The 17,239-nt window shown below is 68.1% G+C and carries 17 protein-coding genes, 1 tRNA gene and 3 pseudogenes; 8 read left to right on the top strand and 13 right to left on the bottom strand.

Annotated features, from left to right (window positions below):
- Window positions 1-450 precede the first annotated feature (450 nt).
- Window positions 451-987, bottom strand: a complete 537-nt coding sequence (locus ACZ4N4_RS45275; protein WP_467600412.1) for an ATP-binding protein — start codon at window positions 985-987, stop codon at window positions 451-453.
- A 961-nt stretch (window positions 988-1,948) separates the two neighbouring features.
- On the opposite strand from ACZ4N4_RS45275, the gene ACZ4N4_RS45270 reads away from it, so the two are divergent.
- A complete protein-coding gene (locus tag ACZ4N4_RS45270) occupies window positions 1,949-2,821 on the top strand; it encodes a helix-turn-helix domain-containing protein (RefSeq protein ID WP_467600409.1) in 873 nt (290 codons plus the stop codon).
- The gene (locus tag ACZ4N4_RS45265; RefSeq protein WP_467600406.1) at window positions 2,818-3,030 is read left to right on the top strand and encodes a DUF397 domain-containing protein; all 213 of its coding nucleotides are present in this window, start codon (window positions 2,818-2,820) and stop codon (window positions 3,028-3,030) included. The genes ACZ4N4_RS45270 and ACZ4N4_RS45265 overlap by 4 nt, the downstream gene beginning before the upstream one ends.
- Window positions 3,031-3,207: 177 nt before the next feature.
- Here ACZ4N4_RS45265 and ACZ4N4_RS45260 read toward each other — a convergent pair whose 3' ends face one another.
- A complete protein-coding gene (locus tag ACZ4N4_RS45260) occupies window positions 3,208-4,521 on the bottom strand; it encodes a hypothetical protein (RefSeq protein WP_467600403.1) in 1,314 nt (437 codons plus the stop codon).
- A 38-nt stretch (window positions 4,522-4,559) separates the two neighbouring features.
- Between ACZ4N4_RS45260 and ACZ4N4_RS45255 the strand changes: the two genes are divergently transcribed.
- Together ACZ4N4_RS45255 and ACZ4N4_RS45250 are read left to right on the top strand one after the other, a co-directional pair.
- Entirely contained in the window at window positions 4,560-5,507 is a 948-nt protein-coding gene (locus tag ACZ4N4_RS45255) for a hypothetical protein (RefSeq protein ID WP_467600400.1), read from the top strand.
- Window positions 5,432-5,872 (top strand): annotated as a pseudogene (locus ACZ4N4_RS45250) (hypothetical protein); the annotation flags it as partial. The gene ACZ4N4_RS45255 and the pseudogene ACZ4N4_RS45250, both read left to right, overlap by 76 nt.
- Window positions 5,873-5,915: 43 nt before the next feature.
- Here the strand turns inward: ACZ4N4_RS45250 and ACZ4N4_RS45245 are convergent.
- The 9 genes from ACZ4N4_RS45245 to ACZ4N4_RS45205 all read right to left on the bottom strand — a co-directional run bounded on the left by ACZ4N4_RS45245 (window position 5,916) and on the right by ACZ4N4_RS45205 (window position 11,898).
- A complete protein-coding gene (locus ACZ4N4_RS45245) occupies window positions 5,916-6,776 on the bottom strand; it encodes a hypothetical protein (protein ID WP_467600418.1) in 861 nt (286 codons plus the stop codon).
- Window positions 6,777-6,924: 148 nt separating this feature from the next.
- The gene (locus ACZ4N4_RS45240) at window positions 6,925-7,422 is read right to left on the bottom strand and encodes a hypothetical protein (RefSeq protein WP_467600397.1); all 498 of its coding nucleotides are present in this window, start codon (window positions 7,420-7,422) and stop codon (window positions 6,925-6,927) included.
- 188 nt (window positions 7,423-7,610) lie between these two features.
- The gene (locus tag ACZ4N4_RS45235) at window positions 7,611-8,084 is read right to left on the bottom strand and encodes a DUF3515 family protein (protein ID WP_467600415.1); all 474 of its coding nucleotides are present in this window, start codon (window positions 8,082-8,084) and stop codon (window positions 7,611-7,613) included.
- A 121-nt stretch (window positions 8,085-8,205) separates the two neighbouring features.
- Window positions 8,206-8,430: a helix-turn-helix domain-containing protein gene (locus ACZ4N4_RS45230; protein WP_467600394.1), complete on the bottom strand. Its 225-nt coding sequence runs from the start codon at window positions 8,428-8,430 to the stop codon at window positions 8,206-8,208.
- Window positions 8,430-9,050 (bottom strand): DUF2975 domain-containing protein, encoded by a 621-nt coding sequence (locus tag ACZ4N4_RS45225; protein ID WP_467600392.1) that lies wholly within the window; start codon window positions 9,048-9,050, stop codon window positions 8,430-8,432. Before ACZ4N4_RS45225 ends, ACZ4N4_RS45230 begins: the two co-directional genes overlap by 1 nt.
- A gap of 162 nt (window positions 9,051-9,212) precedes the next feature.
- The gene (locus ACZ4N4_RS45220; RefSeq protein ID WP_467600390.1) at window positions 9,213-9,431 is read right to left on the bottom strand and encodes a response regulator transcription factor; all 219 of its coding nucleotides are present in this window, start codon (window positions 9,429-9,431) and stop codon (window positions 9,213-9,215) included.
- A 371-nt stretch (window positions 9,432-9,802) separates the two neighbouring features.
- Window positions 9,803-10,105 (bottom strand): hypothetical protein, encoded by a 303-nt coding sequence (locus ACZ4N4_RS45215; RefSeq protein WP_467600388.1) that lies wholly within the window; start codon window positions 10,103-10,105, stop codon window positions 9,803-9,805.
- Between the two features lie 389 nt (window positions 10,106-10,494).
- Window positions 10,495-11,355, bottom strand: a complete 861-nt coding sequence (locus tag ACZ4N4_RS45210) for a hypothetical protein (protein WP_467600386.1) — start codon at window positions 11,353-11,355, stop codon at window positions 10,495-10,497.
- A 9-nt stretch (window positions 11,356-11,364) separates the two neighbouring features.
- Window positions 11,365-11,898 (bottom strand): SigE family RNA polymerase sigma factor, encoded by a 534-nt coding sequence (locus ACZ4N4_RS45205; RefSeq protein ID WP_467600383.1) that lies wholly within the window; start codon window positions 11,896-11,898, stop codon window positions 11,365-11,367.
- Window positions 11,899-12,854: 956 nt separating this feature from the next.
- Between ACZ4N4_RS45205 and ACZ4N4_RS45200 the strand changes: the two genes are divergently transcribed.
- Both ACZ4N4_RS45200 and ACZ4N4_RS45195 read left to right on the top strand, forming a co-directional pair.
- Window positions 12,855-13,088: a hypothetical protein gene (locus tag ACZ4N4_RS45200; RefSeq protein WP_467600380.1), complete on the top strand. Its 234-nt coding sequence runs from the start codon at window positions 12,855-12,857 to the stop codon at window positions 13,086-13,088.
- Window positions 13,088-14,093, top strand: a pseudogene (locus tag ACZ4N4_RS45195) (tyrosine-type recombinase/integrase). Before ACZ4N4_RS45200 ends, ACZ4N4_RS45195 begins: the two are co-directional and overlap by 1 nt.
- 55 nt (window positions 14,094-14,148) lie before the next feature.
- Here ACZ4N4_RS45195 and ACZ4N4_RS45190 read toward each other — a convergent pair.
- A tRNA-OTHER gene (locus ACZ4N4_RS45190) sits at window positions 14,149-14,226 on the bottom strand.
- A gap of 270 nt (window positions 14,227-14,496) precedes the next feature.
- Here ACZ4N4_RS45190 and ACZ4N4_RS45185 point away from each other — a divergent pair.
- Entirely contained in the window at window positions 14,497-15,705 is a 1,209-nt protein-coding gene (locus tag ACZ4N4_RS45185; RefSeq protein WP_467600377.1) for a PucR family transcriptional regulator, read from the top strand.
- Window positions 15,706-15,781: 76 nt separating this feature from the next.
- Window positions 15,782-15,922, top strand: a pseudogene (locus ACZ4N4_RS45180) (IS630 family transposase); the annotation flags it as partial.
- 142 nt (window positions 15,923-16,064) lie between these two features.
- Here ACZ4N4_RS45180 and ACZ4N4_RS45175 read toward each other — a convergent pair.
- The gene (locus tag ACZ4N4_RS45175) at window positions 16,065-17,198 is read right to left on the bottom strand and encodes an AI-2E family transporter (protein WP_467600374.1); all 1,134 of its coding nucleotides are present in this window, start codon (window positions 17,196-17,198) and stop codon (window positions 16,065-16,067) included.
- Window positions 17,199-17,239: the final 41 nt, after the last annotated feature.

Below are 17,239 nucleotides of genomic sequence, written 5' to 3'. Positions count from 1 at the left end.
GACGAGTTGGCCGCGTTCGAAGCGGGCTCCGGCACGGACGAGGGCGACGAGGTGGGGTGCGTTCACCGCCCGCCACCGCTGCTGGGCGGACTCGATGAGCTTGAAGACGACCTCGTCGTGCACCTGGACGGCCTGCGCGAACCGCTCCTCCTCCAGCAGGGCGTCGGAGTGGGCGTACGCCGTCTTGATGTCCTCGCGCAGCCGGGCGGGGACGGGCCCGGCTGGGCCCCCGGGAGGACGGCTGTCGGCGTCGAACCGCCGGGTGCGGGGGCTTGGGCTCGGGCGCGGGGAGCGAAAGGGTGACGGAACACGCCCGTCGGGTCGCCGCCGTGGCTGAGCTCCTCCAGGAGTTCGTAACGGTCGGAGATCGCCTCCTGCGGCACCTTGCCCCCGGTGCGGTGAAGAACAGCCAAGCCACGGTCAGGGGTTCAGTTTGACCGCCGCGTCGATCTACCGTCCAGGGCTCTCACGATGCGACAGGGGCAGGGTCGAAACGGTGGACGACGGGCAGGAGGGTGTGGCGGCGGGTCGGCCTGGCTCCGGCAGGACGTACTCAGCCCAGACGGTCTTGCCGGGGCCGCCCCGGTACGGGTGCCAGTTCCAGCGGTGGGCGAGGTGCTCCACCAGGAGCAGGCCGCGGCCGGTGTCGCGGAGGTCCGTGAGCGCCGCTACGACGGGTACGCCTTCGGTGCGGGTGTCGGTGACCTCGATCCGTACGGTCGTGGCGTCGCAGGCCACCGCGAGGTGGAAGTCGCGGCCGGAGACGCGGCCGTGCCGGACGGCGTTGGCGGCGAGCTCCGCGACGATCAGCGTCAGCGTGTGGTGCGTGTCGCAGTCGTAGGGGATGCCCCACGCGTCGAGCCGCTGCCCGGCAAGACGCCGGGCGAGCCGCGCGCCGCGCGGGGTCGAACTGAACCGCATGGCGAAGTGTCGTGCGGGGGCGGCGGGTTCGCCGGCGCGGAAGAGGGGAGCGATCTCACTGTTCATACCCTCAACGCTCCCGGCGGTTGCGTACCGTGACCAGTGGTGACGCACCGCCGCGTTCCGGTTGTACGTGAGGGAGTGAGGTCCGTACGAGGCAGGCCGCGCGGGATCGCTCGGACTGGAGCATGGGCGAGCGGGAAGGCGCCGGGCCCAGGGTGGAGGACGAGTCCGGATCGGGCCCGGTCACGGTGCTCGGGCGGCTGTTGAATCCTCCGCGGACCGGAGCGGGCTTTGCGCGGGCCGAGTTCGGCGCCGGGCCTCGAAAGGTGGCGTGATTTCGGCTGTGGTGAGGGTGGTTGCGCCTCAACTGTCCGCACCCGCATCGTGTCTCTGTCGGCCGGATTCGGCGACTGACTCGGAGCGCTCGCCCACATCCACGAACCGGCGGCTGGGCATCCAGGCCTTGCACGGTCGGCCGAGCCAGAAGAACGCACCCGCTCCTAAGGGCCGGGGGCCGACCGCCGGATCAGATCCAGGTCACTTGGCGAACGTAAACGCATTCATGCCGGGGAACGATGAGGTAGACGAAGAACCCGCTGTCGACATGCGCGGTATCTCCCTTCGGGCCCAGCCCTTCGTACGGTGTTCCGTCGAGGTAGAAGGCCGCAGCCGCTCGCACCAGCTCGTCAGCCCTTTTTCTCGACCTCGGCGACGAACGCCGGCGGCGCTCCGCCGATGACGTACGCCTCGCTGGGGTCGTACTCCCACCTCCACGTCACTCGGACACCGCCTGCGTCGCCGCGTCCTCGACGGCACGCAGCTCATCCATGGCGGATCGGAATGCGGGGTCGTCCTTGCTGCACGCTGCTACGCCCCCGGTGGTGGCGTAGCGTGACCAGGGGTGACGGGCCGTCGCGTGACGGTTGTACGCGACGGGGCGGCAGGTGTACGAGGCGCGAGGCGTGACCGGCTCGGGACGGGCGCGTTGGGCCGGGGAACCGGGCCGGGGAGGCGGTGGACGTTGGTGGAGTCGGTGGAGCAGGACGAGGGCGAGGGCGGGGGCGAGCGGGAGGACGCCGGGCCGAGGCCGGAGGACGAGCCGGGGTCGGGCGTGGTGACGGCGTTCGGGCGGCAGTTGAAGCTGCTGCGGGTACGGGCGGGCCTGGACCGGGCGGAGTTCGGGAAGCTCACGGGCTACGCGGCCCAGTCGATCGCGTCCTTCGAGCAGGGGCGGCGGATTCCCCCGCCCAGGTTCATCGACCGCGCGGACGAGGTGCTGGACGCCGGGGGCGTCCTCAAGGCGCTGAAGGAGGAGGTGGGGCGGGCGCAGTATCCGGCGTTTTTCCGGGACATGGCGCGGTTGGAGGCGGAGGCGGTTGAACTGTGCGTTTACGACACCCATGTGGTCAACGGGCTGTTGCAGACGGAGGAGTACACGCGGGCGTTGCTTGCCATGCGGCGCCCGCTGCTGGACGAGGAGACGATCGAACTGAGGGTGGCAGCGCGGCTCGCCCGGCAGACGATCTTCGATCGCTGGCCTGCGCCACTGCTCAGCTTCGTGCTCGAAGAGGCCGTGCTGCGTAAGCCACTCGGTGGGAAGGCAGTACTGCGTGGGCAGCTCGAACAGCTACTGCTCACCGGCCAGAAGCGCAATGTGGAGATCCAAGTCATGCCGCTCGACCGTGAGGACAGCGCAGGCGTCGACGGCCCCTTCACGATGATCACGCGAAAGGGCGGAGAGCAGTTCACGTACATGGAGGTCCAAGGACGCAGCAGCCTCCTGACAGACCGAGAAGAGGTACGTCTTGCCGCCGCACGCTATGGGATTATCCGATCTCAGGCTCTCACTCCGCGAGAGACCCTGGGATTCATCGAGAGGTTGCTGGGAGAGCTATGAACGCCGCAGAGAGCGCGGATGTCGCTCTGGAACTCGCCTGGTTCAAAAGCAGCTACAGCGGCGCCGAGGGCGGGCAGTGCGTGGAGATCGCAGCCGCCGTCGACGGCATACACATCCGGGACTCGAAAGTCCGATCCGGACCGGTTCTGGCGGTCGCCCCCCAGGCGTGGGCCGGGTTCGTCGGGCTGGCCGCCGACCAGACCATCTGAGCCTGGCATTCGTAACCCCCGAGGGGCCCAGTCGCACATGCGGCTGGGCCCACGTCTGCGGTCGTAATCCACTCACACGTCCCTCGGACACCGCCTGCGTCGCCATGTCCTCGACGGTACGCAGCTCGTCCATGGCGGACGGGCAATGCGGGGCCGTCCTTGCTGAGGCGAGTGCGCCTACGCTTGCATGGGCAGCGCGGGGAACACGATCACCGAGCCGTCCTTGTCGCGGGCAATCTCGATCGCCACGTCTGTCGTGCGGCTGTTGACCATGACGCCGTCGCCCAGCTTGCGAATCCGGTACGCCGCGCGCATCAGGCGATCGACTTCATCGGTCGTGAAGACGGGCCGCCAACCTTGCGGGCCTGCCAGCTCCAGCGCCGAAAGGTGTACCAGTACACCGGCGATACTCGACTCCAGTTCGTCGAGGCGCTGCTGATCGCGCTTGAGTGCGCGGGCGAAGTTCTCGAACAAGTTGGTAGTGTCGCACTGGGCATGCTCGACGGCCTGCAGGACGACGGCCCGCCGCTTCAGCGCAATGGCCAAGGCGGCGAGTTCGAGGTGGGCGCGGAACGTGCCGCCATGCTCGTCGACGCCGGGGAACGACTTGGTCAGCGTGCCGATCTCGACGGGCTTGCCGTCGGGCAGCTTGTCGAGTGCGCTCTGCCACTGGGCAAGGCGGCGGTCAGCGCGGCCCAGCGCCGTGTTGATGGCGTGCACTGCCGAGTCCAGTCCTAGCGAGATACCGAGTTTGCCCTGGTCGAGCAGAATGGCGGTGGCTTTGTCGATGGCATCGCGGCAGCCGTCGAGTTCGCTGTGCTCCTCTTCGAGCTTCTGTTCGTGCAGCTGCTCCAGCAGTTCGGTGATGTGTTCGATGGCCTGCTGGCGCTTGTGGTCGGCATGCGCGCTCACCCCTACGGCTACGGCCATGAGCACGAGCGGCGCGGCCACGGTGAGCGCCGCGCTGCCGGCGGCCGCGACGCCGGCTGTCGCACCGGCTCCGCCGACTGCGCCTGCTGCGGCCACTTTGCCGACTGGCACGAACGTCGCATTGGCGGCGATGCCCGTCGAGTTCATTAGTGCACTGTGGATGCCACCGGCCGCCGCCTTCGATGCCATCGGACGAACCATGCCCTGACCGAACTGGGCGGCAACCTTCGCCGGAACCACCATGCGATACAGGTTTTCGCCGGCGGCGGTCGCCCTGGCCGCAGTAAGGGAACTTCGCGTCGATTCCGCGATGAACTGTGACAGGTGCTGTGCCAGGGGACTCGCGGCGTCGAGCGTGATACCTCGGCTGCGGTCGAGCTTGTCGGGCAGCGGATGCACCTCCAGCGTGGCAATCGGGGCGTCGGCCAGTGCAGCCAGCACACCGCGCAGTTCAGCCAGGCGCTCAGCCGTCATCGGCCCGTCTCCGGTCAATGCGGGTGCCCGGACGTCACCGGTCGCCAGCGTCCACACCGGAACGAGTGCCTTGCGGTCTTCAGTCATCGTCTCCCCCTCTTTTCCCACAACAACCTATGTCTCATGTGGCGTGGAAGCAGGCCATGGAGGACTACCGGCCCTTTCTGTCGTACATAGATCTCGACCGCATGATCAGCGGCAAGCCCTCCGAGATGTACGACGCCATCGCCACGATCCTCGGGCTGCGGCATCTCAGCGCGGCGGACAGCCGGCTTCGCGCGGAGGAGAAGGTACTCGACGACGCGGCGAAGGCGGCGAAGGCCGAAGTCCCGGAACTCATGGACGCCCTGTACGCCCTGGAGGACGACGAGCGCGCGGTGCACGCCCTCCTGGCCATCGACACCCCGGGCAGCCCGGACTTCGACACCGTCGAGGAACTGGTGGCGGGACTGCCCGGCGACACCGACGAGGGGCTTCTCGCCGAGCTGCGGGCCGCGGTCGCCGTGCAGGGCCCCGACATGGAGCAGGTCGCCGCCGCGGTGGTCAGGCTGCGCAAGGCCCTCGCCGATGCCGAGGACGTGCGCGGCACGAGTGCCGAGGACGCCCACCAGCGCGCCGACCTCCTCGCCAGGGCTGTGGCCCACAACGACCGGCACCCCGACGCCTGCCCGGTCTGCGGAACGGACCGCGTCCTGGACGGGGAGTGGGCCGCGCGTGCCGCCGCGCAGATCGCCGTACTGCGGCAGGAAGCCAAGGCCGCCGACGACGCGCGCAGCGCACTGCGGTCGGCGGTGCGTGTCCTGCAGGATCTCGTGCACAGGCCCCAGCGGATCCCGGCCGCGTTGACCGACCCGTGGGACGCCTGGGCCGCCTGCCGCACGGTCAGCGATCCGGGTGAACTGGTCAGACGCGCCCACGAGGCCGCCGGGGCGTTGGCTGACGCTTGTGTGGCGGTCAGGGAGAACGCCGTAAGGGAGTTGGAGAAGCGGGACGAACGCTGGCGCCGCCTCGTCACCCTCCTGGCCGGCTGGCGGAGCGTGCCCGCGCCGCGAAGGAGCGCGATCCCCGGCTGAGAGACATCCGGCGGGCCCGTGCCTGGATCAAGGCGCTGAGCACCGAGCTGCGAGAGCGGCGGATGGAGGGCTTCGCCGAACAGTCACAGCGCATCTGGGAGAAGCTCCGCCAGGAGAGCAACATCGACCTCAACGGTGTGAGCCTGCGCGGCAGCGAGAAGGCCAACGTACGCAAGCTCGTCATGGACGTCTCCGTCGACGGCCAGGACGCGTCGGCGCTGGGTGTCATGAGCCAGGGCGAGCTCCACTCCCTCGCGCTGTCCCTGTTCCTGCCCCGCGCCGTCACGGCCGACAGCCCGGTCGGGTTCATCGTCATCGACGACCCGGTGCAGTCCATGGACCCCGCCAAGGTCAACGGGCTCGCTCAGGTCCTGCACGAACTCGGCAAGCACCGACAGGTCGTCGTGTTCACCCACGACACCCGGCTCCAGCGGGCTCCGTCGAGAACTCCCCCTTGGAGCTGCCGGTGGCGTGCAGGATGTGCACCAGGCTGTAGAGCTGGTCGTAGTCGAGGCTTCCGACGTTGTGGGACAGGGCCTGCTGCCATGTGTTCCGGTCCACATGCGGCTCTTTGCCGGCCGACTTCTGGAGCAGTACGTAGTTGTACGTGTCCTCCAGCAGGCCGGCGCGTTCCTTGTCCGGCCGCTCGGTGAACCGGCTCGCGTCCGGAGCCGCCACCGACGTCAGGGAGCCAGGGACGGACTTGCCGAGCAGGTGCAGGCAGCGTGCCAGGGCCGCGGCCTCGTCCAGTTGCGGCCTGCCGTCCGCCAGTCGGCCCAGCCAGTCGGCGGTGGCCGCCTCGTCGGCGGCGGGAAGCTTTGCGAGAGTTCCAGTGGCAGCCTCCACCTCCAGCGCCGCCCAAGTGGCACCCAGACGCCCTTCGTCGCTCTTCTCTCCGAGCGCGGGATCTTCGTACCACCCCCTGCCGGTTCGCAGTCTCTCCACATCCTGTGCGTCGCCGGGCCCCAGCACCGCGGACGCGCCGGCCTCGCGCAGCGGGACAAGCCAGTACCTCCCCCACAGCGCGGATGACTTGAGCGCATCGGAGCGCAGCGCTGCGGCCGTGGTGGCTCCCACGGTGACCTTCGGCTTCGCGCCGGTCTCCGCCAGGATGCGCAGGGCGTACGACTGGGCTTCGGGGCTGCCGCGGTCTTCCCGCAGGAAGGGGTGGTAGTACAGGCCGTTGGCCTGGCTGACGAGGCTCTGGAAGTAGGCGGGTTCCCTGCTTTCATGGTGGTTGCCCTGCGAGGTGCAGGACACGGTCGGCATCAGGACGCAGGCCGCAGCAGCCGCCCACGCCGCTTTCCTTGCGACTCTCCTGGCGTGAGACATACTCGTTCTCCCCCGTAAGAGACCCCTGCCCCCGCCGGGTGGCGAGGGCAGGGGCGTTCAGCTGGTGCGCAGTGTCAGGCGCGGATCAGGCAGCGCCGGCGGTGACGCACTTCTCCGTGAACTTGATCCTGCTGGTGATCTGTGCCGAGCCGCAGGACTTCGTCGACACGTACACGGTCAGGCTGCTGGGCTTCATCTGACCGTAGGTGTCCGAGATCCACTTGTGGCCGCCGTAGTTCTTCCAGCGGACCTCGCCCTGCGACCTGCTGGTCATCTTCAGCGTCGCCTCAGGGTTCTTCGAGATCGTGAGGGAGACGCTGATGCCGTGAGCGGTCAGGACGGCCCGGTTCTGCACCCACTGGGCACTGTCGTGGGCCCTGCCCTTGTACACCTTGGTCGACGCCTTCCAGTCACAGGTGGTGACGTACGAGCCACAGTGCCAGGCATTCACCTGCATTTTGTGGCCCGGGATGCCCCAGGTGCCCGAAGACGACGTGGCGTGCGCGGGCGCTGCTGCGAACAGCAGCGCGCCGGCGGCCACCGCAGCGGCACCGCCAGAGGCCAGGCGCGAGAGAGTGCGCATGATTTCTCCCCGTAGAAGTGGAAATGCTCCTTTGACCATGCGCCCGGCGCCGATGACAGCACCCGTACGCACGTTCCACTGATTTCTACGTCCTGGCCGCGTCGGCGACCATCGCACCTTCGGGCACCCTGCCCGCCAGGGCTACTTCAGGAGTCCGGGCCACAGAAGTCAGCTCAGCTCAGATCGGCTCAGCTCTGCTTCGCGCACGCCTTCTGCTTGGCCAGCCCCGACACGATCCCGGACATCTCGCCGATGACGGCGTCCTTGTCCTTGACCCGCTCCGACATCGTGACCTCGGCCGCGGGACTGCGCCCGTACGACAGAACCGTCTTCACCCCGTCGTGGGTCTTCTTCGCGTTCACGACCCAGTCGACCCCCTTCACCGACGTGCACGCAGCCGACTCCGGGACGTCCGAGATGTTCCCGCAGCGGAGAATCACATCACCGTCTCCCCACACGGCCGTCCCCTTCTGATCGGCATCATTGCGCTCATGGCCCCCCAGCTTCTGCGGCGCCTTGCCCACCAGACCGGAGCATGCGGCGCCGGCACCCCCCGGAGCTCCCGACACGTTGTAGGAACGCGAGGAGGTCCCGCACGCCGCAAGGGCGGCAGCACACACAGCGATCGCACCAACCTGTGCCAGCCGCCGGCCAGAGGTCATCTCCATGATCAATCCCTTGTCTAGGTAAGGCGGTTATGGGCTGTCCTGGGCGAAGGTCACACGGTAGGAGGCGGCGCACGGCGCTCTCGTACGGAACGCTGACCACGCCGGTGAACCGGGGTCAGTCCTCGCGGATGCTGAGCAGGTCGCCGGGCTGGCAGTTCAGTTCGCGGCAGATCGCGGTGAGGGTGGAGAAGCGGATCGCCTTCGCCCGGTCGTTCTTCAGGACGGAGAGGTTGACCACCGTCACCTCGACCCTGGCCGCCAGTTCGGACAGGGTCATGCCCCGCTCGGCCAGCAGCCGGTCCAGGTGGACCTTGATCCGGTGTTCCTCCTCCGGTGGCATCAGACCAGTCCCTCGGTGTCGGCGCGGAGCTTCGTACCGCGCCGGAAGACCTCGGCCAGCGCCAGGATGAGGAAGGCGAGCAGGACGAACTCGCCGGTGAAGGTGATCGACGAGGGGAGTTGATCCGCCATGGGAGTGCCGCTCACCAGTGCCTCCGTGGTGACCGCCGGCAGCACTGGGGAGAGGACGGCCTGCACCAGCACCGTGAGCCCTATGGTCCTCAGGCGGCGGGCGTTCCCCGGTACGAAGACATCACCGTCCCGCAGGGTCCTGGCCATCTGGAAGAGAAGGGCCAGGACGAACAGCAGGAGCAGGCTGCTGATGACTTCCGGCAGTGCGAGCAACAGGCGCTGGCTCAGGTCGGGGTGGGCGAGGACGAGGTCGGCCTGGTGGGACCCGGTGAGGCTCATGCCGTGGCCCGCCACTGTGGCGGTCACCGTGCTCGGCACCCGGGTCGTGGCCTCGATCTCGACCTCGCGGGTGTCCACGGGGTCGGTGAGGCCTACCACCCCGAGGACCGGGATTAGCACCCCGAAGACGACGGCAAGCAGAGCGGCCAGGCCCAGAGCAGCCTCCAGCAGCCGGTTGTCGGTCCGGCCCCACCAGGACTTCGTACCCACGGTTCCCCCCGTCGCTCGCAGTGAACGTATCGCTTATCGATACTATCGATAAGCGATACGTTCACTGTCAACCCCAGGGTGTGGTGGCACGCCTTGCTGTCGTATGCGAGGTGCTCGTGGCTCCTGCGCAAGATGAACGCCCAGGGTGGGCGAACGAGATCCTCAGGGTCGGACGGTGAGGCGGGAGTGATGGGCGTAGGTGAAAAGGGCCGCTTCGGTACGGCTGGTTACTTTGATCTTGGTCATGAGGTTGGTCAGGTGTGCCTTGACGGTGCGTTCGGCTATGCCCAGCCGGCTGCTGATCTCGCGATTGCTGGCAGCGTGGCTGAGCAGTATGAGGACTTGGCGTTCCCGGCAGGTGAGGGAAGGGATGGTGTGCAAGTCCCCCGGGATGGGTGGAGCGGGCGGAGCGAAGCCGAAGTCCCCTTGTTGCAGCCTTCTGTGGTCTTCCGTAGTGAGGTACGTCAAAGCGGTGGTCAGCCCGTTGGTGTATGTCTGACCGCTTTAGCCGGTTATCCCCCTGCTCTCGCTACGCTGCTTGCCTGCCGGGGTTTCGGCGCTGGGCGGCGGTTCTGGCGGCACCGTGACCCGGTTGGTCGGGTCGCTGGTGTCGCACTGTGCGCTTCCCCGGATGGCGTCTCCGTTGACATGCGGTCGGTAAGGAGCGTGGGGACGGCAGGCTTTGAGGTCAGTCGCCCACGCCCGGAGGCGCGCAACGCGGGGCAGACGATCAGTAAATGATTCTCAGGAGCTCAAGCAAAGCAAATTGAGGCAACTTTGAGGTTGCCTCGCGGGTTGGCGTTCTCCAAGACGATGTCCCATCGTCCGCTGTCGCTGTCGCTGTCGCTGTCGCTGTCGCTGTCGCTGTCGCTGTCGCTGTCGCTGTCGCCGAGGCCGCAGCCCGGCTTGTCCCGCGCGCCCGCGCCACCTCCGAAAACACCACCCCCGAAGCGGAGGCCGAGCCCGACGACGCGGAGCATCCCGGCCAGGAGTCCGTGCCGGATGATGCTGATCCGTTGGGCGTTATTCGGGAGATCAACTCTCCGTCCGCTCACGCACCGCTCACGCAAACGGCCCCGGACGTGACGTCCGAGGCCGAGTAGGGGCCCTCCCTGGGGAAGAAACCGCAGGTCAGAGCGGTAATGCGTTGTGCCCCCGGCAGGATTCGAACCTGCGACACCCGCTTTAGGAGTTCGATCCGCCCTCGCGTCGGACGCTGTCGGCGACTGATGCGACGGCCGGGCAGGGTTGCTGGTGTACGCCCCCGTCCGGCGTCGTTGATGTCAGCTGTGGATGTCAGAACCTTCCGACCCGTAGCTCTATGTGGATCGGTCGGTGAGGGTCATACCGGTTGCGCTTCGGAGTTGTAAGGACGCTGTCGAACGGGGGCGGTTGCTGTACTTCACTGCTGTACCGGTCCTGGCCTCCACACCGCCACCCGCCTTCAGCCGCCCGCGATGGTGGTCTGCTTCTTCTGCATCGGGTGCTCGTCGGCGTACTTCACCAGGTCGAGGAAGCGGGAGTCACCGACAGCCGCGAGCAGTTCCTCGCTGGTGACGGGAGCGGAGGCCTTGGCGTTCACGTCCGGTTCGATGGAAACGTAGACATCGCTGTGTCCGTAACGGAAATGGACGTCGGTGGACATGGTCTCGGACGAGTCGGTGATCACGCGGAGCGATGTGGCCTTGATGCCGCCTGGCAACGTGGCCTGCTTACAGCTTCCGCCCTTGGCGGCAAGAGCAGCGGAGGGGCAGTGCTTCGAGTCCGGGCCGTCGCCGGACGGCCGTACGGAGAAGATGATGGTGAACACCTTCCCGACTGGGGTTTCGCTCTGGTAGCGCGACACATCGAGGTCGACTGGTCGGATCAGGCCGACAGAGTCCGGCAGTAGTTTGTCGAGGAGGACGGCCGCCTGTTGCTGGAAACGTGCTCGCTGTTTCCGCTCGGTGGGGGGCAGGTTGACCATGGACCGTTCGTCGTCGCTCGTGGGGTCGATGTGGATCGGCGTGCGGTACGGCTCCGGCTGGACCGACTGGTGTGGCGAGGGTGTGCCGCTCGTGGCAGGACGGACCGTCTTGTCGGCGTCGCCCCCGGCGGGTGTCAGGGAGCCGAAGAGCACGGCCCCGGCCACGCAGGCGATCCCGGCGGCGGTCGCGAGACGGGCACGAGCCTTGCGGCGCCGGCCCTGGGTAACTGCGGCGGGAACCAGGTCGTGTGGCGAAGGCAGTTCCGCCACTGCACTGTCCATCGCGTCCCTGACCAGCAGGGCGCTGCGGCGGTCTTCCTCGGTGAGGTTGTCGTTCATGGCGGCTCCTCAGCTCCCCGTGGAGTAGATGTGGGCCTTGCCCAGTTGGGCGCGCAGCTTTGTCAGGGAGCGTGAGCACTGGCTCTTGACCGTGGACTCGCTGCACTTCAGGAGCTCGGCGACGGACTCGACGCTCTGGTCCTCCCAGTAGCGCAGCACGACCATGGCTCGCGCCCTGGGCGGCAACTCGGCCAGCGCCGATATCAGCGTCACCCGCAGCTCGGTGTGGTCGGGCGCGGACCGGGGGTCGGGGCGGGAGTGTGCCAGCATGTCCCGCAGGCGCCGCCGCCGCTCGGCCAGGTAGGTGCGGGTCAGCACGGTCCTGGCGTAGGCCTCGATGTGGTCGGCGGCACTCGCTCTCCGCCAGTGCTGGAAGAGCTTGGCGAGTGTGGTCTGCGTCAGGTCCCGGGCCGTGTCCGGGTCCCCGCACAGCAGGTACGCGGTTCGGTACAACCGTCTCTGGCTCGCCTGGGCGAAGGCCTCGAAGCTCTCGGGCGCCTGGGATCTCCGCGGCGCTTCGGAGCCTCGGCCGTTCTCCGGCATCTGCTCTCCTCTCCAGACCCCGTCATGGGGCCGTGTCCTGTCACCCCTCTTCAGAGCGCTGCCGCACAGTAAAGGTTGAAACCGAATTTTCGCCCTGGTCCACGCGCGGTCCCTGCCCGCACACCGTGAGCTGTGGCTGTTGGGAGCGCCGCGGTCGACAGAGACGTCGGGCCATCGCTGGATGGCGCAGGTCAGGGAGTGAGGTCTGTGGAGTCTCAATGCCCTGGTCAAGCGCCCCGCCAGAGTGCTGGAGCCCTAGTTTGGAAGATCGCGTACGTGGGTGACTGGTGAGCTGGGGCTTTCCTAACCTGGTGTTTCACTGCTGGCAGACCGTGACTCCCCGCTGTTCCCCATCGGTGCTCGCTGCTTCGGGCACGCGGGGGGCACGGGGCACCGATCAGTGCCCGTGCGGTTCGCCATCGGAGGTCTCAACAGCGGAACTGCTGCGGCCTCGCCTCGTTGCTCGGATTCGGTCGATGAGGAGTCCCATAAGCGCAGCTAGGAGACAGAGCGCCCCTATGCCCAGGCCCAATCGCAGCAACGGCGGTCGGCCGTGGCCCAACGCGCGGGCCCCCGCCCAGGCCGCTCCGGCCCCGAGCACCAGGGCCTGTAGCCACCATCGATCTTCCTTGTTGTCTGTCATGTCCTCCCCCAACCTCAGACGCGATGATCTCACCCCACCCACAACTCACCCTCCCATCCCGTACGGCGTCGACCCACACACCGTGGAGCAGGCTTGGTTCCTGGCGTGGAGCGCGCCACTGTACGAACGACCTGGACGCCAGGGGCCGCGTCTGCTCGGCTTTGCCTGGGGCGACGGTGTGCGGGATGGGAGCCTCCAGCATCCGCCACGACGGACCCGCGGTCGGGGACGGCGCCCCCTCCATCCCGGTGCCGGCCGATCCCCCGCCGGAGGCTCTGTTCTGACCGTGCACGCGCTCTGCGGTGATCGACTCATGGCCACCGGCCCTATCCACCAGTGGGCGCGCGTCGGCGCAGCGCGGGCGGAGCGGGCCGGAGGCAGGAGCGGCGCCCGCAGCGGAGCCGGGAGCGCGCCCGGCGGAGCGGAGCGCAGCCGGGGCTTGATCCGCTCGCACCGCCTGATATCGATCAAGATCGACGGCGCGCGCCGTATCCCCGCCGACGCCGTACGGGACTTCATCCTCAGCCAGATCGAGGAGGCTGCCTGATGGCGGGCCAGCGCAAGCGCAACCCCAACGGGGCGGGCACGATCACCAAGCGCAAGGACGGGCGGTTTCAGTGCGCCGTCTATGTCCTCCAGCCGGACGGCACTCGGGCCCGCAAGTTCGCCTACGGCAAGACGTGGACAGAGTGCGATACCAAGCGTCGCGAGCGGCTCGCCAAGGTCAACCAGGGCGTGCCCGTGCCCACCCGGTCGGCCAAGCTCTCCGAGTGGCTCCCGTACTGGCTGGAGAACGTGATCAAGCCTCGGCGGAAGCTCAGCACGTACGACAAGTACGAGGCGCACGTACGGCTCTACCTCGTGCCGCTGCTCGGTTCGAAGCCGCTCGAATCCTTCGGAGTCGCGGACGTCCGTCGCTTCCTCATTCGGATGGAGAAGGAGACCACCGCGGCAACGGCCAAGGAGTCTCACCGCGTGCTGCGTTCCGCTCTGTCCTCGGCCTGCCGGGAGGAGTTGATCGCGCGCAACGTCGCCAAGCTCGTCGAGCCGCCCCGAATGGACAACAAGGAGCTGAGTCCCTGGACGTTGGACGAGACGCTGGACTTCCTTGCGGCCTCTCGACGAGATCCGCTCTACGCGGCCTTCGTGCTCGCCATCGCGATGGGGCTCCGGCGGGGCGAGATCATCGGCCTCACGTCAGTCCGCCGCGCGCGCCAAGGCGGGGGAGCAGTGGCACGAGTCGGGCTACGTCTTCACCACCCGCACCGGCCGCCAGGTCGAGCCGCGGAACGTCTACCGGTCGTTCACCCGCGTCGCCGAGTCCGTCGGCCTTCGCGTGATCCGGCTGCATGACGCTCGGCACGGCACGGCGACGCTTCTCACCGCGGCTGGGGTCGCACCCCACGTCGTGATGGAGATCCTCGGGCGCAGCCAGATCAGCATCACCATGGACGTCTACACGCACGTCGTCCACGACACGCAGCGCGAGGCCATCAGCCACATGGACCGGCTGCTCAAGCGACGGCGGGACGCGGGTGACCGCCCTCGTTGATGTCAGAGGTAGATGTCAAAGGCCCCGGACCATGATCGGTCCGAGGCCTTTTGGCTGGTGCCCCCGGCAGGATTCGAACCTGCGACACCCGCTTTAGGAGTTTTCCCTGGGCGGGGCTGTGACCTGCGGAGACTTCGACGTTGAGGTGTCTGGCCTGGGGAAACACTCCTCCGTAGTTCTCACGTGTTCACGGCGCTTCCCGGCCTCATGTGTGCTGAGTCCGTGCCGGCGGGCCCTTCCCCGACAAGAGCTTGGCGGCCAGGTCGTCGGCAGGGGAGTCGATGGCATCGTGAACCACGAACTGGTTGGGGAGTCGTTCGAGGGTGTCAGGGGCTCGGCGGGTCCCGGAGTGCTCATGTATCGAGGGTCCGGACGGGCGAACGGATGTGGAAGGATCGGGTCCGTGAATGTGCTTCCCCCGTCCGGTGCGGGTGCGGCAGGCGGTGGTGACCTGCGGCGTGTTCTGGAGCGCTTCGACGTCGGCGTCGTGGTGCGCCGGATGGAGGCCGGGTTCGGCCGGTTGCCAGCCTACACCAGGTTCGAGTGGCCGGTGGACCGGACGGCCGTGGTGCGCTGGAACGTCGACCTCATACTGCGCTGGATGATCAACGGGATCCCGCCGGACAGTTACCTCCGTTCCGAACTGCACGAGTTCCTGCGCGCCCGAGCTGTCGCCGGCCAGCCGATCGAGGACAGCATCCTGGTCTACCGCCGTGGTGCGCGGATGTTCTGGGAAGCACTGCTCGACCTGGCGGGTGACGAGGACCGGGCGGTGCTCGTCGCGGAGTGGGACACGGTCTGGGGCTGTCTGGAGGACTACCTCGACCTGGTGGTGGACGTGTTCGCGCGGGCCTACGCCGACCAGCAGGACGCGCCGTCCACGGCCGGAGACCGGCGCGCCCGGGCCTTGTTCGACCGGTTGTGCGCGCGGCTGCCGGTCACGATCGAGGACCGGGACCGGGCCGCCCGGCTCGGGTTCGATCTGACGGAACCGTACCGTCCGTTCGCCGCCCGGCTGGCCGGGGCCACGGTCGCCTCGCACGCCGGTCTCGCGTCGCGGCTGCGCACGGCAGGGGCGCTCGCGTTCACCGAGGGGGTCCGAGTGACCGGGCTGACACCGTCCGGGTTCGGCTGGGAGGCGTTTCTCGAAGACCCGCGGCTGATCCTGGCCCAGGACCCGCCACTCGCCCGCGACCGGCTCGGCGCGGCGGTCGACGGCCTGCGCGCGTTGCTCGCGATCGCGGCCCGGTCCGGACGCCGGGGCCGGGTACGCGCCGACGACTACCTGCCCGAACTGCTGCTGGCCGACTCCCCGGAAGCCTCCGACCGGATCGTCCGGCGGGTCTTCGGTCCGCTGGAGCGGGCCGAAGCCGTGGATCTGGCGGACACTCTGCGGTGCCTCGCCGTCCACGGCTTCGACAGCACTGCGGCAGCGGCCGCGCTGCCGGTGCACCGCAACACGCTGCTGTACCGGACGGGCCGGATCGAGAAGCTGACCGGTCTGTCGCTCAAGGACCAGCGGGACCGCACCCTCGTGTTGCTCGCCGTCACCTGGGAGACCGTCGCCCCGGACATACAGTCGGCCTCGGGGCGGCCGGACGCCTTCGACTAGTGCTCTGATAGTGCTCTGACCGGGGATCGTGGCGGTTGGCTGGGTGGTGAAGTCCGATCCGACGGCTGGAGGCATGGTGGCGGAGCCTGTCCGTGTGCGCGGACTTACCGATCAGGAGGGGCAGAAACTGCAGCAGATCGTGCGTCGGGCAGCACCAACTCGGTGCGCTACCGGCGCGCGATGATGCTGCTGGCCTCGGCCGGCGGGAACCGGGCTCACATCCCGGAAGGAACTGTCAGATTCTCGACAGGCCCCAACCAAGATCAGACGTTGAACGTGACACACCCCCCTTCGTGGCCGGGACCATCCACCTGAGCAAGATCGTGCCAGCCTGTCGATCAAGGTGTTGATTCAGCACTTCATGCCCCTGGGCCGGGGGTTTCGAGCGTCGTCGTGAGGCTGTCCTGCCGACGGGTTCGCAGCGCCGGGACAGTGATGGCCTTGATGGCAGCGGCGATGGGGATCGCCATCAGCGCGCCGATGAGTCCAAGTAGCGTTCCGCCGATGAGTGCCGCCAGCAGCACGGCGAGGGCCGACATCTGCACCGCGTTGCGCAACACCCTCGGTGCGATGAGGTAGTTCTCCAGCTGCTGGTAGACGACGAAGAACAGTGCGACGACGATGGTGTTCGGCCACAGGTCGGTGGTGGCCAGGGCGGCGACGATGCAGACCACGGCGCCAAGTGTCGCGCCGATCATCGGGAGCAGGTCGGTCAGTGCGACGAAGACCGCCAGCGGAACCGCGAACGGCAGTTGCAGGGCAGTCAGAGCGACGAACGTGGCGACTCCGGCGATCGCCGAGATGGCGAAATTTCCGATCATGTATGAGCCGACCTTGTCGGCGACGACGGCAACGGCGTCGTCGGCCTTGCGGCGGTGCCGTTGCGGGAAGGCGGCGACCAGCCCCTTCCGTATCCGGGGCAGGTCGAGCATGAAATAGATGGTCAGTACGCCCACGAGCAGGGCTGAGGATACGGCGCCCATCGCTCGCTGCCCGTACGTCCAGGCGTTGTGTCCGGCTCGATCGAGCATTGTCCTGGCCCATGCCGTGATGTGCTCCAGCAGGTGGAAGCGGTCGTCCAGCCGGGCGAGGGCCGGCGACTGCCTGCGCAGATGCGCCAGGTAGCCGGGGAAGTCGGAGGTGAGGCCCGTGCCCTGGCTCAGCAGCGGGGGAAGAAACGCCCACAGAAACAGAGCAGTCAGGACGAGCGTCGTGAGGAAGATGATTGCGACCGCGTGCCCGCGTCGGGCTCCGCGCCCGACCATCCAGCGCACCGGCGGATCCAGGCTGATGGCGAGGAACAGCCCGATGACTGCCTTGATCAGTACCGAACGTACGCTGTACAGCGTCATGGCGGCCACGGCAACCGCCGCGACGCCCCCTGCCGCTGCGACGGCCCAGCCGAACACGGTCGGCCGTGACACCGGCGCCCGGCCGGTCCTTTGATCGCCGTCGGCGGATGCCTCGGATATTCGTCGCCCGTCTGGCTGCATGCGAACCCCTCTCGGCCCACGTCGAAACCCCCACGGCCCGA

The organism is Streptomyces sp. NPDC026538 (genome assembly GCF_055567535.1).
The sequence above is the reverse complement of the archived record's forward strand: the minus strand, read 5'-3'. Positions and strand labels throughout refer to the sequence as shown.

Coding starts and splice junctions, on each gene's coding strand:
- ACZ4N4_RS45245 (WP_467600418.1), bottom strand. CDS start 6,776: ATGCCGACCGTGTCCTGCACCTCGCAGGGCAACCACCATGAAAGCAGG.
- ACZ4N4_RS45205 (WP_467600383.1), bottom strand. CDS start 11,898: ATGCCGGAGAACGGCCGAGGCTCCGAAGCGCCGCGGAGATCCCAGGCG.
- ACZ4N4_RS45210 (WP_467600386.1), bottom strand. CDS start 11,355: ATGAACGACAACCTCACCGAGGAAGACCGCCGCAGCGCCCTGCTGGTC.
- ACZ4N4_RS45175 (WP_467600374.1), bottom strand. CDS start 17,198: ATGCAGCCAGACGGGCGACGAATATCCGAGGCATCCGCCGACGGCGAT.
- ACZ4N4_RS45265 (WP_467600406.1), top strand. CDS start 2,818: ATGAACGCCGCAGAGAGCGCGGATGTCGCTCTGGAACTCGCCTGGTTC.
- ACZ4N4_RS45235 (WP_467600415.1), bottom strand. CDS start 8,084: ATGACCTCTGGCCGGCGGCTGGCACAGGTTGGTGCGATCGCTGTGTGT.
- ACZ4N4_RS45230 (WP_467600394.1), bottom strand. CDS start 8,430: ATGCCACCGGAGGAGGAACACCGGATCAAGGTCCACCTGGACCGGCTG.
- ACZ4N4_RS45200 (WP_467600380.1), top strand. CDS start 12,855: ATGGCCACCGGCCCTATCCACCAGTGGGCGCGCGTCGGCGCAGCGCGG.
- ACZ4N4_RS45275 (WP_467600412.1), bottom strand. CDS start 987: ATGAACAGTGAGATCGCTCCCCTCTTCCGCGCCGGCGAACCCGCCGCC.
- ACZ4N4_RS45260 (WP_467600403.1), bottom strand. CDS start 4,521: ATGACTGAAGACCGCAAGGCACTCGTTCCGGTGTGGACGCTGGCGACC.
- ACZ4N4_RS45240 (WP_467600397.1), bottom strand. CDS start 7,422: ATGCGCACTCTCTCGCGCCTGGCCTCTGGCGGTGCCGCTGCGGTGGCC.